Origin of the sequence: Pseudoduganella sp. SL102 (assembly GCF_027856995.1) — a bacterium.
Lineage (GTDB): Bacteria > Pseudomonadota > Gammaproteobacteria > Burkholderiales > Burkholderiaceae_D > Rugamonas > Rugamonas albidiflava.
Genome location: NZ_CP115554.1, coordinates 6,696,842 through 6,712,279, shown reverse-complemented (window position 1 = coordinate 6,712,279; position 15,438 = coordinate 6,696,842). Strand labels below are relative to the sequence as shown.

The 15,438-nt window shown below is 64.5% G+C and carries 15 protein-coding genes; 13 read left to right on the top strand and 2 right to left on the bottom strand.

Features of this window, described 5'->3' with window-relative positions:
* Positions 1–18 precede the first annotated feature (18 nt).
* From plsY to OU994_RS28350, 6 genes are all read left to right on the top strand, one after another.
* The gene (gene plsY, locus OU994_RS28375; protein ID WP_131144021.1) at positions 19–651 is read left to right on the top strand and encodes a glycerol-3-phosphate 1-O-acyltransferase PlsY; all 633 of its coding nucleotides are present in this window, start codon (positions 19–21) and stop codon (positions 649–651) included.
* 88 nt (positions 652–739) lie between these two features.
* Entirely contained in the window at positions 740–1,423 is a 684-nt protein-coding gene (locus tag OU994_RS28370; RefSeq protein ID WP_281608631.1) for a DsbA family oxidoreductase, read from the top strand.
* Positions 1,424–1,565: 142 nt separating this feature from the next.
* On the top strand, positions 1,566–1,856 hold the full coding sequence (locus OU994_RS28365) for a DUF427 domain-containing protein (protein ID WP_131144023.1): 291 nt from the start codon (positions 1,566–1,568) through the stop codon (positions 1,854–1,856).
* Positions 1,857–3,083 carry a metal-dependent hydrolase gene (locus OU994_RS28360; protein ID WP_281608630.1) on the top strand — a complete coding sequence of 409 codons (1,227 nt, stop codon included), beginning with the start codon at positions 1,857–1,859 and terminating at the stop codon, positions 3,081–3,083.
* A gap of 40 nt (positions 3,084–3,123) precedes the next feature.
* Entirely contained in the window at positions 3,124–4,029 is a 906-nt protein-coding gene (locus tag OU994_RS28355; RefSeq protein WP_281608629.1) for an ion transporter, read from the top strand.
* 129 nt (positions 4,030–4,158) lie between these two features.
* A complete protein-coding gene (locus OU994_RS28350) occupies positions 4,159–4,329 on the top strand; it encodes a hypothetical protein (RefSeq protein WP_165497559.1) in 171 nt (56 codons plus the stop codon).
* 13 nt (positions 4,330–4,342) lie between these two features.
* Here the strand turns inward: OU994_RS28350 and tsaD are convergent, their stop codons facing one another.
* Positions 4,343–5,374 (bottom strand): tRNA (adenosine(37)-N6)-threonylcarbamoyltransferase complex transferase subunit TsaD, encoded by a 1,032-nt coding sequence (gene tsaD, locus OU994_RS28345; RefSeq protein WP_281608628.1) that lies wholly within the window; start codon positions 5,372–5,374, stop codon positions 4,343–4,345.
* A gap of 241 nt (positions 5,375–5,615) precedes the next feature.
* Here tsaD and nirD point away from each other — a divergent pair, with 241 nt between their 5' ends.
* Positions 5,616–6,026: a nitrite reductase small subunit NirD gene (gene nirD / locus OU994_RS28340; RefSeq protein ID WP_281608627.1), complete on the top strand. Its 411-nt coding sequence runs from the start codon at positions 5,616–5,618 to the stop codon at positions 6,024–6,026.
* A 20-nt stretch (positions 6,027–6,046) separates the two neighbouring features.
* Here nirD and OU994_RS28335 read toward each other — a convergent pair whose 3' ends face one another.
* Positions 6,047–7,105: a 3-deoxy-7-phosphoheptulonate synthase gene (locus OU994_RS28335; protein ID WP_131144027.1), complete on the bottom strand. Its 1,059-nt coding sequence runs from the start codon at positions 7,103–7,105 to the stop codon at positions 6,047–6,049.
* A 171-nt stretch (positions 7,106–7,276) separates the two neighbouring features.
* Here OU994_RS28335 and ybiB point away from each other — a divergent pair, with 171 nt between their 5' ends.
* From ybiB to rpoD, 6 genes are all read left to right on the top strand, one after another.
* Positions 7,277–8,305, top strand: a complete 1,029-nt coding sequence (gene ybiB / locus OU994_RS28330; RefSeq protein ID WP_373922635.1) for a DNA-binding protein YbiB — start codon at positions 7,277–7,279, stop codon at positions 8,303–8,305.
* 64 nt (positions 8,306–8,369) lie between these two features.
* Positions 8,370–9,578, top strand: coding sequence for an NAD(P)/FAD-dependent oxidoreductase (locus OU994_RS28325; protein WP_281608625.1), 1,209 nt, complete (start codon positions 8,370–8,372; stop codon positions 9,576–9,578).
* Between the two features lie 195 nt (positions 9,579–9,773).
* Entirely contained in the window at positions 9,774–9,986 is a 213-nt protein-coding gene (gene rpsU / locus OU994_RS28320; RefSeq protein WP_005665410.1) for a 30S ribosomal protein S21, read from the top strand.
* A gap of 144 nt (positions 9,987–10,130) precedes the next feature.
* Complete coding sequence (locus OU994_RS28315; RefSeq protein WP_281608624.1) at positions 10,131–10,580, top strand: GatB/YqeY domain-containing protein; 450 nt, start codon at positions 10,131–10,133, stop codon at positions 10,578–10,580.
* Positions 10,581–10,700: 120 nt separating this feature from the next.
* The gene (gene dnaG, locus OU994_RS28310; protein ID WP_281608623.1) at positions 10,701–12,497 is read left to right on the top strand and encodes a DNA primase; all 1,797 of its coding nucleotides are present in this window, start codon (positions 10,701–10,703) and stop codon (positions 12,495–12,497) included.
* Positions 12,498–13,043: 546 nt separating this feature from the next.
* A complete protein-coding gene (gene rpoD, locus OU994_RS28305) occupies positions 13,044–15,266 on the top strand; it encodes an RNA polymerase sigma factor RpoD (protein WP_373922498.1) in 2,223 nt (740 codons plus the stop codon).
* Positions 15,267–15,438 lie beyond the last annotated feature (172 nt).

Here is a 15,438-nt window from a genome sequence, read left to right as displayed (position 1 = left end):
ATAGGATAATTACAGGAAATGACTACCCTCCTGCTGGCGGTTGCCGCCTACCTGATCGGCTCGATCTCTTTCGCTGTCGTCGTGAGCAAGGTCTACGGCCTGTCCGACCCGCGCACCTACGGCTCCGGCAACCCGGGCGCCACCAATGTGCTGCGCAGCGGCAACAAGGGCGCCGCCATCTGGACCCTGGTCGGCGACGCCTTCAAGGGCTGGCTGGCGGTCTGGCTGGTGATCCGTTTCGCCGGCCAGCTCGGCGTCGGCGACGGCACCATCGCGCTGGTCGCCATCGCGGTCTTCCTCGGCCACCTGTGGCCGGTGTTCTTCCGCTTCGAGGGCGGCAAGGGCGTGGCCACGGCCGCCGGCGTGCTGCTGGCGCTCGATATCTGGCTCGGCCTGGCCACGCTCGCCACCTGGCTGATCATCGCCTACGCGTTCCGCTACTCGTCGCTGGCCGCGCTGATCGCCGCCGTGTTCGCGCCGCTGTACTACGGCTTGCTGTTCGGCGTGGAGCCGCAGCTGTTCGCGGTGGTGGCCATGTGCGGCCTGCTGATCTGGCGCCATGCGAAGAACATCGGCAACCTGATGGCCGGCAAGGAAAGCCGCATCGGCAGCAAGAGCAAGGGCGCCACCGCGGGTGCCAAGAAGAAGTAACTTGTAAAAGCGGCTTGCAATCCCGGCAGCGGCCCTCATCATCCGGCGATCGGCCGCCGCCGGCGGCCCCGCATCCATGAAGGCCGCCATGTCCACACCCGCCATCTCCACGACCTCCACACCTGGCACACCCGCACCGCTCCGTATCGATTTCGTTTCCGACGTATCCTGCCCCTGGTGCGCGGTCGGGCTGAAGTCGCTGGAAACCGCGCTGGCCCGCATTCCCGAGGCAAGCGCCGAATTCCACTTCCAGCCGTTCGAGCTGAACCCGGACATGGGCGCGGAAGGGCAGGACATCACCGAACACATCGCCGAAAAATACGGCAGCACGCCGGAGCAGCAGGAACAGTCGCGCGAAATGATCCGCCAGCGCGGCGCGGCGGTCGGCTTCACGTTCGCGATGGACAAGCGCAGCCGCATCTACAACACCTTCGATGCCCACCGGCTGCTGCACTGGGCCGAGGAAGCGGGGCGCCAGAAGGAACTCAAGCACGCCCTGCTCGAAGCCTACTTCACGAACGGCGAAGACCCCAGCTCGCACGAGGTGCTGCTGGGCGCGGCAGAGCGGGTGGGGCTGGACCGTGCCGCCGCCCGGCAAGTGCTGGAATCCGGCCAGTTCGCCGACGAGGTGCGCATGCTCGAACAATACTGGCAGCAAGCCGGCGTGCGATCGGTGCCGGCCGTCGTCATCAACCAGCGCCACCTCATTTCCGGCGGCCAGCCGCCCGAGGTGTTCGAAGGTGCGCTGCGGCAAATCCTGGCAGGCACCTGATCCGCATGCCGGTGTGACCGCACCGGGTCTTTTGAGCTACACTGCCGCGGCACGAAATGTTGTTCATCCCGCCATCCACAGTGGGGAAGCGTGCGCGCAGCGAGCACCGTATCATCGGACCACAGACATCAGGAGAACAGCCATGCCGAAAGCCATCTGGAACGGCGCCGTCATCGCCGAGGCCACCGCCGACGAGGTGGAGATCGTCGAGCAGAACGTGTATTTCCCGCCCGAGCGCGTCAGGCGCGAATACCTGAAGGACAGCAGCCACACCACGCTGTGCCCCTGGAAGGGCGTGGCCAGCTACTATGACGTGGAAGTGGATGGCCAGTTGAACCGCAACGCCGCCTGGTACTACCCGGCCGCGAAGGACGCGGCCAAGGCCATCGAGGGCCGCATCGCGTTCTGGCACGGGGTCGAGGTCAGCCGCTGAGTGGATAACGTCACCCACACCTTCGTCGGGCTCGGCATCGGCGAACTGGTACAACGCTCGCTGCCTGCCGAGCCCGACGAGGCGCGGCAGCGCACCCGCCACCGCCTGCTGCTAACAGCGTGCGCAGTGGCCAGCAATTTCCCCGACCTGGACCTGGTGCTGACCGACCTGCTGCCGGCACCGCTGGGCTACCTGCTGCACCACCGCGGCCATACCCATACCCTGCTGTATGCGATACCCCAGGCACTGCTGCTGCTCGCGGCATTGTGGCTGCTGTGGCCGAACGCGCGGCGCCTGCTCCGGCACAGCGGCCAGGCGCGGCTCGGGCTCGGGCTGGCCATCGGGCTCGGCTTCCTGCTGCACATGGCGATGGATTTCCTGTATTCGTACGGCATCCATCCACTGGCGCCGTTCGATCCGCGCTGGTTCTATGGCGGCCTGGTGTTCATCGTCGAACCGGTGTTCTGGGTGGCCTTCGGCGTGCCGCTGGCGCTGGCCATCCCGCGGCGCTTCCTGCGCGGCGTGGCGCTGGCCGGGCTGGCGGCATTCCTGGGCTACGTCACCTGGCGCGGCTACCTGGATCCGGTCGCGCTGGCGGGCCTGCTGCTGATGGGCGGCATCATCGCGGCGCTGCGCATCACGCGCATGCAGAGCCGGCGTGCGCTGGCCCTGTCGGCGCTGGTGTCGGTGGCCTTCATTGCCGTGCAGGGCGGCACCTCGTCGGTGGGGCGGGCCCGCGTGGAAGCGGCGCTGCAACGGGCCGATCCGGCATCGCGCGTGCTCGACGTGGCGATGACGGCCTTCCCGGCCCAGCCACTGTGCTGGTCGTTCGTGAGCATCGAGGAAAATGCCGGGCAGGGCAGCTACCGCATCCGCCGTGGCCTGCTCAACCTGGCGCCGGACGTGCTCGCGCATTGCCCGGCCGCGTTGGCCGATCCGGCGGCCCGCGACACGGAATCGGCCGGGGTGAGCTTTGCCTCCGCCTGGCAGGGCAGCCTGGCCACGCTGCGCACGCTGGCAAGGAACGATTGCCACGTGAACGCCTGGCTGCGCTTTGCGCGCATGCCGGCGGTGGATGCGGAAGTGGCCAGCGACCTGCGCTTCTCGGCCACGCCGCGCGGCAATTTCACGACGATGGACCTTGCCCAGGCCAGCCGCGAACCGTGCGGCAACGTGCCGCGCTGGGCGTATCCGCGCGCCGACCTGCTGGGCGCTGCGCTACATTGAGCCACCCCGCGACCATCCAGGCCCACCGCGTGAGTTCCCCATGAACACCCCCATGAACGAGCGTCCCACCAAGGCCCCGGCGCCGCCCGAGCTCTCGGCCGATCCGCACCAGCATTTCGGCAAGCCGGAGGGCGGCTGGCGCGAAGAGCTGTACGAGATCATCTTCGAGTCGCATACGCGCACGGGCCAGATCTTCGACCTCGTGCTGATCGGTGCGATCGTGCTGTCCGTCGTCACCGTGGTGCTGACGTCGATCGCGCCGGTGGCGCGCGCGTACGGGCCGTGGCTGCTGGCGGCCGAATGGCTGTTCACGCTGCTGTTCACGGTCGAGTACATCGGCCGGCTGCTGTGCGTGAAGCGGCCGGACCGCTATGCGCGCAGCTTTTTCGGCATCATCGACCTGATGTCGGTGGTGCCCAGCTATGTATCGCTGTTCGTGCCCGGTTCGCATGTGCTGCTGGACGTGCGGATCCTGCGGCTGCTGCGCATCTTCCGGATCTTGAAGCTTACGCTGTATATCCAGGAATACGGCATGCTGGGCAATGCCCTGCTGGCCAGCCGGCGCAAAATCCTGATCTTTCTTTCCGTCGTGTTCATGATCGTATTCCTGCTGGGCACGGTGATGTACGTGGTCGAGGGACCGCGGCACGGCTTCACCAGTATTCCCACGGCGGTTTATTGGGCCATCTCGACCGTGACGACGGTCGGCTTCGGCGACCTGGTGCCGAAGACGGATCTGGGCCGCGCCATCGCCTCGTGCATGATGCTGCTGGGCTGGGGCATCCTGGCGGTACCGACCGGCATCATCAGTTCCGAAATCACGCACCAGCGCGGCTTGCGCCCCGTTTCGGCGCGCGTCTGCACGCGCTGCCTGGCTTCCGGGCACGAGGCCGACGCGAGATTTTGCAAGAGCTGCGGCGAGGCGCTGCCGCAGGAACCGCGCTGACACTCGCAAGGTGCCGGGCGGCACGCCCGGCCATTGTCAATCCAACCACGACCGTTTCAAATTCGTGGCCATGGCACGCCAATTGCTGCTACATTGTCTCGTCTAGACATATTTCGCCAGGAGCGCACCATGAACGAATCAGTTTCGACCGCCGCGAAGTCGGCTCCACGCGAGCAGGCCAAGCCGCCGCGCACCGAGCGCATGGAAGAGTTACGCAAGAAACAGGTGAAGACCGGCGCCGTGGCGGCCGGCGGCCTGCTGGCCCTGGTGGGGCTGGCGGCAATGCTGCTGGGCGCCTGAACGGCGCCAGCGTTCAGATAACCTTCAATTCATCCAGCGGCCAGCGCGGCCGCACATTGAACGCATATTCCCGCTTCGCCGCGCCCGGATTGATCGACAGCCGCATCGCGCCGGCAAAGGCGATCATCGCGCCGTTATCGGTGCAGAACTCCAGTTCGGGGTAGTACACACGGAAGCGTTTTTTGGCTGCCGCCGCGTTCAGCGCGGCGCGCAGCTGGCTGTTCGCGCCCACGCCGCCGGCGATCACGAGCCGCTTCAGGCCCGTCTGCTTCAGCGCGGCCACGCACTTCGCTACCAGCACGTCGACGATCGCATCGACGAAGCCGCGCGCGATATTGGCCTTGTCCTGCTCGCAGACATTGGCGGCGCCGGCATTTTTCACGACCGTCAGCACGGCCGTCTTCAGCCCTGAAAAACTGAAGTTCAGGTCCTTCGAGTGCAACATCGGCCGGGGCAGCTTGTACGCGGCCGGATCGCCGAACTCGGCCAGGCGCGAAATGGCCGGCCCGCCCGGGTAGCCCAGCCCCAGCAGCTTGGCCGACTTGTCGAACGCCTCGCCGGCGGCATCGTCCAGCGTCTCGCCCAGCAGTTCGTACTGGCCCACGCCATCGACCCGCATCAGCTGCGTGTGGCCGCCCGACACCAGCAGCGCCACGAACGGAAACTCGGGCGGATCGGACGCCAGCAGCGGCGACAGCAGGTGGCCTTCCAGGTGGTGGATGCCGAGCACCGGCTTGTCCAGCGCCAGGCCCAGGCTGCATGCGATCGACGAACCGACCAGCAGCGCGCCGGCCAGGCCGGGGCCCTGGGTAAAGGCGATGGCATCGATATCGGCCGCCGCGATCTGCGCCCCTTCCAGCGTTTGCTGCAGCAGCGGGATGGCCCGGCGGATATGGTCGCGCGAAGCCAGTTCCGGCACCACGCCGCCATATTCCTCGTGCATGGCCACCTGAGAATGCAGCGCATGCGAAAGCAGGCCGCGGCCGGTGTCATACAGGGCCAGGCCGGTTTCATCACAGGAGGATTCGACGCCGAGAACGATCATGGTAGGGGCAGGAAAATAAGGGCTGAAGATGACGGGCAATCCGCCATTGTATCGGAAAGCCGCGGCCACTTCAGCCGGGGCTCCATCAAGGCCGAGCCCAGGAGGGAAGGGCGATCGCGGGGCGCGGCCGCACCGCGGCAGTGCGGTGGCGGGCCAAGGCGGGGAGCTTTGCCGCCATGGCGATGGCATCGCTCTTGCTACTTCTACAGCGTTGCGGCGACCCGCCGTGGAAGGAGAGGCAATGCCCGAACACTGGAAACTGGTTTGCAAGGTCAAGGATATCGTGCCGGGAAGTGCGCACCACGTGCCGCGCGGCCTGGCATGGCAGGAGTTGCCGGGCGTGGCGGTGTTCCGCACGGCCGACGATCGCATCTATGCGCTGCTCGACAGTTGCCCGCACAAGGGCGCCCCGCTGTCACAGGGCATGGTGCTGGGCGAGCATGTGGCGTGCCCGCAGCATCACTGGAATATCGCACTGGAGACGGGCTGCGCGGTGGCGCCCGAGCACGGTTGCACGCGGCGCTACAGCGTCAAGGTGGAGGACGGCAAGATCTACCTGGATTTGCTGGAGCTGAACGCGCCGGCCAGCCGCGCGGAAGCGGCGCTGGCCGGCACGTATGGCGTGGCGCCGCTGGCCAGCACCTATCCATAGAGGAAGCGTGGCCGGCGTGCTTACGGCCGGCGGCGCAGTTCCGCGTCGGCCGACTTCAGCATCTGCACCGTGGTTTCCCAGTCGATGCAGGCGTCCGTCACCGAGCAGCCATACTTCAGTTCGGACAAATCGGCCGGGATCTTCTGGTTGCCGGCGCAGATGTTCGATTCGATCATCACGCCCACCAGAGAACGGTTGCCGTGCACGATCTGGTTGGTCACGTCCGTCATCACCAGCGGCTGCAGTTCCGGCTTCTTGTAGCTGTTCGCGTGCGAGCAGTCGACCACGATATTGGCCGGCAGCTTGGCTTTCGCCAGCGCCTGCTCGGCGATCGTGACCGACACGGAATCGTAGTTCGGGCGGCCATCTCCGCCGCGCAGCACCACGTGGCCATAGGCATTGCCGCGCGTGCGCACGACGGAAACGCTGCCTTCGCCATTGATGCCCAGGAAAGCGTGCGGGTTGGCGGCGGACAGGATCGCGTTGATGGCGATGCTGATGTCGCCATCGGTGCCGTTCTTGAAGCCGACCGGCGTCGACAGGCCCGACGACATCTCGCGGTGCGTCTGCGATTCCGTGGTACGCGCGCCGATCGCGGTCCAGGCGATCAGGTCGCCCAGGTATTGCGGCGAGATCGGATCGAGCGCCTCGGTCGCGGTGGGCAGGCCCAGCTCGCACACGTCGAGCAGGAACTGGCGCGCCTTTTCCATGCCGATATCCACGCGGAACGAATCGTCCATGAACGGATCGTTGATGTAGCCCTTCCAGCCGGTGGTGGTGCGCGGCTTCTCGAAATACACGCGCATCACCAGCAGCATCGTGTCCTTGACTTCTTCCTGCAGCGCCTTTAGGCGGCGGGCATAGTCCAGGCCGGCCACCGGATCGTGGATCGAGCAGGGCCCGACCACCACGAACAGGCGCCTGTCCTTGCGGTCGAGGATGTTGCGCAAGTCTTCGCGGCCCCTGGTGACGGTGGCGAATGCCGTGTCCGTCATGGGCAGCTTCGCGTGCAGTTCGGCCGGCGTGGGCATGGACGCGAACGAGGTAACATTGATGTTTTCGAGGTCGAGGGCAGTCATGGCTTCAGTTCTATGGCTTGTTTCTGTGCTTGGGGACGATGTATCGGGCTGTTCCTGGAGGCTTCGTGGCCATGGCTCGCGACGATGCTTCGGTAATGCACTGTCGGCTTCAGGTTTTCTTATGGGTAGTCGATTAGTGTAGCCGAAATGCGGTAAGCTGTTTCCATGAGTATCGAAAACACATCTTCTTCCACGTTGCCATCCACCTCGCCGGCCTCAGCGGCGTCCACATGGGCACCCGCGGCGGACCGCTTCGTTGCCGCGCCGTTCATCAAGGAAATCGGCCGCGGCGTGAAGGGTGCGCGCAGCATGAGCCGTGCCGATGCCTTCACGCTTTATGACGCCATGCTGCATGGCCGCGTGTCCGACCTGGAGCTGGGCGGCATCCTGCTGGCCATGCGCATCAAGGGCGAATCCGTGGACGAGCTGGCGGGCTTCCTGGATGCCGCCGAAGCGTCGTTCACGCCGCTGCAGGCGCCCGCCGGCCCGTATGCGCCGGTCCTGATTCCCACCTACAACGGCGCGCGCAAGATGGCCAACCTGACAGCGCTGCTGGCGCTGCTGCTGGCGCGCGAAGGCGTGCCGGTGCTGGTGCACGGCGTCGCGCATGACGTGGGCCGTATCGCCACCGCCGAGGTGCTGGCCGAACTGGGCATCGCTGCCGCCGCCTCGGCCGCGGAGGCCGAACGCGCGCTGGCCGAAGGCCATGTCAGCTTCATCACGATCGACACGCTGGCGCCCAGGCTGGCCCATCAGCTGGCATTGCGGCGCATCCTCGGCGTGCGCAATTCCACGCACACGATCGTCAAGATCCTGCAGCCGTTCGCCGCTCCGGCGCTGCGGCTGGTGTCGTACACGCATCCGGAATACCTGGAAACGCTGGGCGAGTACTTCACCACGGCCGCTCCGCATGCCCGCGGCGACGCATTCCTCATGCGCGGCACCGAAGGGGAAACGGTGGCGAACGCCAACAAGGCGCAAAAGATCGACTGGTTCCACGATGGCGAGCGCACCGTGCTCGTCGAGCGGCAAATGATCGCCGACACCGAGCCTGCGCTGCCTGAAGACAAGAGCGCCGCCGCCACCGCCGCCTGGATCCAGGCCGTGCTGCGCGGCGAGGTCCCGGTGCCCGATCCGATCGCCCAGCAGGTGGGTCACATCGTCACCGTCGCCCGCGAAGTGCGTGCCCGTCACGGCTGAGGCAATAGCCCGGCCTTCCCCCCATTGCGGTAGAATGCCCGGTTTGACTGGCGGGACGGGCGTGATGGCGGAACAGTTTGACGTGGTGGTAATCGGTGCGGGCGCGGCCGGAATGATGTGCGCGGCGGCGGCGGGGCAGCGCGGCAAGCGCGTCGTGCTGGTCGACCATGCCGAGAAGCTGGCTGAAAAGATCCGCATTTCCGGCGGCGGGCGCTGCAATTTTACCAATATCAATGCGGGGCCGGCCCATTTCCTGTCCGAGAACCCGCACTTCGCCAAGAGTGCGCTGTCGCGTTATACGCCGCAGGATTTCCTTGCGCTGGTGAAGAAATACCGCATCGCCTACCACGAGAAGCACAGGGGCCAGCTATTCTGCGACGACTCGGCCGAGCAAATCATCGACATGCTGAAAGCCGAGTGCAACGCCGGCAACGTGCGCTGGCGCATGCCCGCCACGGTGCAGAGCGTGGAACAACAGGGCGAGCGTTTCCTGGTGCAGACCAGTGCCGGCCTGATCGATGCGGGTGCCGTGGTGATCGCCACCGGCGGCCTGTCGATCCCGAAGATCGGCGCCACCGATTTCGGCTACCGCATCGCCAGCCAGTTCGGGCTGGCGATCGTCGAGCCCCGCCCGGCGCTGGTGCCGCTCACCTTCGATGCCCAGCAATGGCAGCCGTTCGTGCCGCTGGCCGGCGTGTCGCTGGAAGTCGACGTGGAGACCGGCACGCTGAAGGGCCGCAAGGCCACGGGGGCGCGCTTCCGCGAAGACCTGCTGTTCACGCACCGCGGCCTGTCCGGCCCGGCGATCCTGCAGATTTCCAGTTTCTGGCAACCCGGCACGCCGATCACGATCAACCTGTTGCCGGAACTCGACGTGGCCGCCACGCTGCTCGAAGGGAAGGGCACGATCAAGAAGCACCTGGGCAACGTGCTGGCGCAATGGCTGCCGGCGCGCGTGGCCGAAGGCTTGCTGCAGGCCCATGGCTTCCAGGCCGATGCGCGCCTGGCCGACATGCAGGACGCCCAGCTGCGCCGCCTCGGCCAGGCCGTCAACGCCTGGACCATCACGCCGAACGGCTCCGAGGGCTACCGCAAGGCCGAGGTGACCCGTGGCGGCGTCGACACGAAAGAACTGTCGCAGCAGACCATGATGGCCAACCGCGTGCCCGGCCTGTATTTCATCGGCGAATCCGTCGACGTCACGGGGTGGCTGGGAGGCTACAACTTCCAGTGGGCCTGGGCCTCGGGGATGGCCGCGGGGCTGGCAGTCTGATATGATGCCGGACCCGCCAATGCTGTCACTGTGCGGGTTCTGTTGTGTTCGGATGTGTATTGATGTGTGCTTGTACTGATCAGCACGAGTAAGCACGAGTAGGCACGAGGGTAGGCACGAAGCCTCTTGTCTGTCTGGACAAAAGCTGATAATATCGCCGTCTTCCTAAAAACCCTCTAACGGTTTGAATTTTACATGACCACTATCCGCCTTAAAGAAAACGAGCCGTTCGAAGTTGCCATGCGCCGCTTCAAGCGCACCATCGAAAAAACCGGTCTGCTGACCGAACTGCGCGCACGCGAGTTCTACGAAAAGCCGACCGCAGAGCGCAAGCGCAAGCTGGCCGCTGCCGTGAAGCGTCACTACAAGCGCATCCGCAGCCAGCAACTGCCGAAGAAGCTGTACTAATTCTCGCCTTCGCAGACCGGGCCGTCGACGGCGCTTTTCGCCTCCGGTCCGCTTGCGTAGCGATCACCCGCTCCGGCATCGTCCGCAGCGGGTTTTCGTTTTTACCGCACTGTTTTTACCAGTGACATTTGCCCGAGGACACCCATGAGCCTGAAAGCCCAGATTTCCGATGACATGAAAGCCGCGATGCGCGCCAAGGAGGCCGGCAAGCTGGCCACGATCCGCCTGATCCTGGCGGACATCAAGCGCAAGGAAGTGGATGAGCAGATCGAACTGAACGATACCCAGGTGCTGGCCGTCGTGGAAAAGATGATCAAGCAGCGCAAGGATTCGATCACGCAATTCGAAGCCGGCGGCCGCGCCGACCTGGCCGACATCGAGAAGGCCGAGCTGGCCGTGCTGGCCGCCTACATGCCCGCCGGCCTGTCGGACCAGGAAGTAGCCGCCGAAGTGAAGGCTGCCGTGGCCGAATCCGGTGCCGCCGGCCCGCAGGACATGGGCAAGGTGATGGCCATCCTGAAGCCGAAGCTGGCTGGCCGTGCCGACATGACCGCCGTCTCTGGTCTCGTCAAGAAAGCGCTGACGGGCGCCTGAACCCGCCGCTTTTTGCTGGCATCTTGCAGACGTCATGTGCCGTTGAGCTGGATCAAGTTCCAGCCAGGCACGGCGTTATAGCCTGATCTGTAACAATATGGAAGAACCGCGGTTGCCACAGTGATTCCACAATCCTTCATTTCCGACTTGCTGAACCGCGTCGACATCGTCGACGTGGTCGGGCGCTATGTGCAACTGAAAAAGGCCGGCGCCAATTTCCAGGGCCTGTGCCCGTTCCATAACGAAAAATCGCCCAGCTTCACCGTCAGCCCCACCAAGCAGTTCTACCACTGCTTCGGCTGCCAGGCGCACGGCACCGCGATCGGCTTCCTGATCGAATACTCCGGCCTGGGCTTCGTCGATGCCGTCAAGGACCTGGCGCAAAACGTGGGCATGACGGTACCCGAAGCGGACGACAAGATCCCGCCGGCCCAGCGCGCGCAGATGCAGGCGCAGAGCCTGGCGCTGTCCGAGGCGATGACGCTGGCCGCCGATTTCTATAAAGGCGCGCTGCGCAAGGCGCCGAATGCGATCGGCTACCTGAAGGGCCGCGGCCTGACGGGCGAGATCGCGGCCCGCTTCGCGCTCGGCTATGCCCCGGAAGGCTGGGACAACCTGCGCGCCGTGTTCCCCCAGTACGATGCGCCGGTGCTGGCCGAAGCCGGCCTCGTCATCGACAAGGTCGACGAGGAAGGCCGCCACATCAAGCGCTACGACCGTTTCCGCGAACGCGTGATGTTCCCGATCCGCAATACCAAGGGGCAGGTGATCGCCTTCGGCGGCCGGATCATGGAACAGGGCGAGCCAAAGTACTTGAATTCTCCCGAAACGCCTTTATTTTCAAAGGGTTCGGAACTGTACGGCTTGTTCGAGGCACGCCAGGCGATCCGCGATGCCGGGTATGTGCTGGTGACCGAAGGCTATATGGACGTGGTGGCGCTGGCCCAGATGGGCTTCCCGCAGGCGGTGGCCACGCTGGGCACCGCCTGCACGCCGATCCATGTGCAGAAGCTGCTGCGGCAGACGGATAACGTGGTCTTCAGCTTCGATGGCGACCGGGCCGGCCGCAAGGCGGCGCGGCGCGCGCTGGAAGCCTGCCTGCCCTACGCGGCGGACGACAAGACCATCAAGTTCCTGTTCCTGCCATCGGAGCATGACCCGGACAGCTATATCCGCGAGTTCGGTGCCGAAGGTTTCGAGCAGCAGGTGCAGGAAGCCATGCCGCTGTCCCAGTTCCTGTTGCGCGAAGCGGCGGGCGAGCACGACCTGGCGGAACCGGAAGGCCGCGCCCGCGCGCAGTTCGATGCCAAGCCGATGCTGCAGGCCATGGCGCCGTCGGCCCTGCGCCTGCAGATCGTGCGGGGCCTGGCATCGATGACGCAGAGCACGCCAGGCGAAATCGAGGCATTGTTCGAGCTGAGCAAGCCTGTGGCGGCCAGCCGGCGGGCACCGCCGAAGTCGAAGCGCCAGGAGCCGGTGGGGCTGGAATTGAAGATCATCCGCTGCCTCATCACGCACCCGTCGCTGTCGCTGCAGATCGACGAGTCCGCGATGGAAGCGTTCCGGCAGTTCGGCGCCGAACAGTGCGAGTACCTGGTGCACCTGGTGCAAACGGCGCAGGCATTGGGCGACAGCGCCACCTTTGCCGCGCTGGCCCAGCAAATGAAGGAAGAGGGGCCGGAATACGATGCGCTCATCGGTGAAATCGCCGCCGCGGAAGAGCCCGATATGGAAGCCGAGCGCCTGTGGCTGAAAGCGACGATACGCCAGCTGAAGGAACAAACCGTGAAAGCCGAGCTGGATCAGATTATGTCGGCAGGGAAGCTGACCGACGAGTTGCGCACCCGGTATCACGAATTAAAGGCGATGCAGGACATGTTATCGCGCGAAGAGCAATCGACGCTGAGTAACAGATAATCCCGAAACACCGGGAGATGCGGTGCCAAGGCCGCACTCCTGGCATTGAAAAGGTGGCGTGCTATAATAAAACGCTAAGTATTTCAATACCTTGGCAAGGTACTTCAATTCAAAATTTGTGTTTGTTTTCAGTAAGTTGGGCTCATGGCCGGTGCAGGATGCATGGTAAATGCGGTGTGCTGGAGGCCGGGTCCGGACTTGGTTGAGACGGCGCGAGTTTCTTGTCGCCGCACAGGCAAAACAGCCTGGACCCTCACACCATTCGTGCCCCTAGCCCCCGCGCGCAGTCATACAGTAGAATTTCTGCCAAACATGGCCGTTCAATAACATCGAGCGGTTGCCGGCAGCTTCAGGACTGTCGCCGGGAATGAGCAAGGAAGTTTTGTAGCAGTGCCGGATGGGAGTCCCGCAGTGTGTGCAGCGGTTGCTGCGTGGGCTCCGGTGATTACGGCATCGTCCTAACCCGTAAAGCAAGTCGTTGTGACATCGAAAGCGCCTGTGCCAGCAAAGAAACCTGAAACCAAAGCGGCTGAAAAGCCCAGCAAAGTGACCGCCAAGGCAGCGAAGACGGCCGACAAGTCCGAAATCAGCACGGAGGCGGGCGTGGATTCGCGCGCGCCCGCGGCACCGCCAGGGGTCAGCCAGACCACCGATGCGGCCACCCTTGCCGCGATCGACACGTCCGGCTACGTGCTCCCGTCCGTGAAAGTACCGGGCCGGCGCGGTCGCAAGCCAAAGGAGTTCCAGCCCGAGAACGACGAAGTCGCCGCGCTGAACGCCGTCGAGCGCGCCGAACTGAAAGCCGTGGACAAGGCGAAAGCCAAGGACCGCAAGGCCAAGGAAAAGGCGCTGCTGAAGGATGCGTTCTCGTCGGATACGGAAGCCACCGAGGAAGAGCTCGAGCGCCGCCGCCAGAAGCTGAAAACGCTGATCAAGTTCGGCAAGGAACGCGGCTTCCTCACGTACGCCGAGATCAACGATCACCTGCCGGACAATATCGTCGACCCGGAAGCGATCGAAGGCATCATCGGCACGTTCAACGACATGGGCATTGCCGTGTACGAACACGCGCCCGATGCCGAGACGCTGCTGCTGTCCGATAACGTCGCCACGGTGACCAGCGACGATGAGGCGGAAGCCGCGGCCGAGGCCGCGCTGTCCACCGTCGACTCCGACTTCGGCCGCACGACCGACCCGGTGCGCATGTACATGCGCGAAATGGGCTCCGTCGAGCTGCTGACGCGCGAAGGCGAGATCGAGATCGCGAAACGCATCGAGGATGGCCTGAAGGACATGATCCAGGCGATTTCCGCCTGCCCGGTCACGATCGCCGAAATCATCGCCACCTCCGACCGTATCCGCCAGGACGAGATCAAGATCGACGAGATCGTCGACGGCCTCGTCGATGAAAACGAGGATGCGCCCGCGCCACCGGCACCGCCGGTCGCGGCCGATGACGAGGACGACGAGGAAGCGGAAGAAGAAGAGGAAGAAGAGGAAGAAGAAGAGGCCAGCGCTTCGGGCGCGGCGGCCGGCTACTCGGCCGAGCAGCTGGAAACGCTGAAGAACAATGCGCTGGCCAAGTTCGATGAAATCGCCAACCAGTTCGACAAGATGCGCAAGGCCTTCGAGAAGGAAGGCTACAGCTCGAAGTCGTACGTCAGGGCGCAGGATGCGATCTCGAACGAACTGCTGGGCATCCGCTTCACGGCCAAGGTGGTGGAAAAGCTGTGCGACACCCTGCGCGGCCAGGTCGACGAAGTGCGCCACATCGAGAAGCAGATCCTCGACGTGGCCGTGAACAAGTGCGGCATGCCGCGCGCCCACTTCATCAAGGTCTTCCCCGGCAATGAAACGAACCTGGAATGGGTCGACAGCGAAGTGGCCGCCGGCCACGCGTACAGCGCGATCCTGGGCCGCAACATTCCCACGATCAAGGAACTGCAGCAACGGCTGATCGACCTGCAAGCGCGCGTCGTGCTGCCGCTGCCGGACCTGCGCAACATCAACCGCCAGATGGCGGCCGGCGAAATGAAGGCGCGCAAGGCCAAGCGCGAAATGACGGAAGCGAACTTGCGCCTGGTGATTTCGATCGCCAAGAAGTACACGAACCGCGGCCTGCAATTCCTCGACCTGATCCAGGAAGGCAATATCGGCCTGATGAAGGCCGTGGACAAGTTCGAGTACCGCCGCGGCTACAAATTCTCCACGTATGCGACGTGGTGGATCCGCCAGGCCATCACGCGCTCGATCGCCGACCAGGCGCGCACGATCCGCATCCCGGTGCACATGATCGAAACGATCAACAAGATGAACCGGATCAGCCGCCAGATCTTGCAGGAAACCGGTGCCGAACCCGATCCGGCCACCCTGGCGATCAAGATGGAGATGCCGGAAGACAAGATCCGCAAGATCATGAAGATCGCCAAGGAACCGATTTCGATGGAAACGCCGATCGGCGACGACGACGATTCCCACCTGGGCGACTTCATCGAGGACAACAACACCCTCGCGCCATCGGATGCGGCCCTGCACGCTTCCATGCGCGGCGTGGTGAAGGACGTGCTCGATTCATTGACGCCGCGTGAAGCGAAAGTGCTGCGCATGCGCTTCGGTATCGAAATGTCGACCGACCACACGCTGGAAGAAGTGGGCAAGCAGTTCGACGTGACGCGCGAACGCATCCGGCAAATCGAAGCCAAGGCGCTGCGCAAGCTGCGGCATCCGTCGCGGTCGGACAAGCTGAAGAGCTTCCTCGAGGGTAATTGACCGTTGGCTGGCGTCGTCAGCCAGCCAAGCCGGTCAGGCAACTAAGTCTTGACGGGAGCCGGTGCAGGCCCTATTCTGCCGAGTTCGTTTTGTAGATGTTTGCCTAACGAATTCGTGTCAGGGCGGGTTTCACCGGCTCCGATACATCCGCGCCAGCATTCGCCAGCGCATC